The sequence below is a fragment of the Stenotrophomonas sp. P5_B8 genome (genome assembly GCF_054049855.1).
On record NZ_JBFULO010000654.1, the window covers coordinates 1 to 1,466 of the forward strand.

The 1,466-nt window shown below is 67.6% G+C and carries 1 protein-coding gene; it reads right to left on the bottom strand.

What is annotated here, in order from left to right; all coding sequences use genetic code 11:
* On the bottom strand, positions 1 to 1,466 hold a 1,466-nt coding region (locus tag ACXJKH_RS20400), incomplete at both ends, for an autotransporter outer membrane beta-barrel domain-containing protein (RefSeq protein ID WP_457322094.1).

The following is a 1,466-nucleotide window of genomic DNA, read 5'->3' on the forward strand; positions in this document are numbered from 1 at the left end:
GCAACTGCGGCTCCAGGAAGATCCCGCCGGCCTGTGCACCGCCCACGCGGAACGCGTAGCCGGTTTCAATCGCGCCCTGCCAGCCGCGGCTGTCGTAGCGTTCGGCGTCCAGCCCGACGCCTTCCACGCGGTTACGGAACTGCGCACGCTGCACCGAACCATCCACGTAGAAGCCGGCATACGGATCGACGTCATTGCCCGCCCGCCACGTACCGTACACCCCCAGCGCTTCGCCCTTGACCTTGCCGCGGGCGTAGTAGCCGGTAAGCGCATTGGTCGAGGTGCTGGTGGCATTGCCACTGGACAGCATCACGCCTACGCCGCTGCCCGCATCGTTGCGCCACACATCGGCGCCGACGCTGAGCGACTGGCTGTTGCCCTGCACATCCAGCTGCTGGCTCACCGCATCAAAGCCGGTACGCGAGCCATCCACCCGCGCCCAGGCGCGGCCGCTGTTCTGGCCGGCATGGCGGTCGTGGTAGCCCAGTCGGAACATGGATTGGGTGGCCTGCAGGTTGGCCAGGTAAGCCCCACCTTCCGGACGCAGCACCGGCACCGGCGGGTCGACCGGCGGATCCACCGGCGGGTCAACGGGGCCGCCGCAGCCGGGCAGGGTGGGATCGGTATCGCAGGGGTCCGGCGCCGTCGGCAGCTGCGAGCGCAGGTACCAGTTGCCTGCGTTCTTGAACAGGAAATATTCGTACTGCCCGCCCACGGCACGTCCGGCCAAGTCGAACTGGCCGTTGGAGGCACCGGCCACGGTGATCAGCTCGATGCCGTTGACCGTCTGCGCCCCGGCACCACYCACGTTGTTGACCCGCACGTTGGTCTGGCCACTGCTGTCGCCGCCGATGACCAGCTTGTCCGAGGCGGCATCGTCGCCGGCCAGCACGGTGTTGAACAGCAGCGTGCCGCCGTTGCCGGTGTAGTTGCCGCTCACGGTCAGGGTGTTGAACGCGGTGCCGTTGCCCAGCGCGACTACACCGCCGGTCGCCGCGGTCAGCGTGTTGACGCTACTGTTGCCCGTGAGCTGCCAATAGCCGCCCTGATCGATGGTAGCGGCGTTGACGCCAGTGAAGCTGCCGTTGATACGACCGCCGTTGGAAAGGGTAACGTTGCCAACGCTGCCATCGGCGGCGACCAGGACGTTGCCATCCAGCACGCTGCCTTCCACGAAGAGGTTGGCCGTGGTGATGCGGTCGGTGGCAGACCCTTGCTCGACGGTGAGGATGTTGCCGTCACCGCCGCTGAGCGAGGCGCCGTTACGGACGAAAATGTCGGTGCTGGCGAGCAGGCCGGTCCCGTCGGAGCGGACGTTGATCGCGCTGCCCGCGGTGCCGACCACCGACGATCCGTCGATGATGACCGTGCCGTCGCCAGGCCTGGCGACGGCGAGTGAACTGGCGTGCAGAATGCTCAGGCCGTGCGCCTCTCCGCGGATGACCGAGCCGTTGAGCGCAGTCACC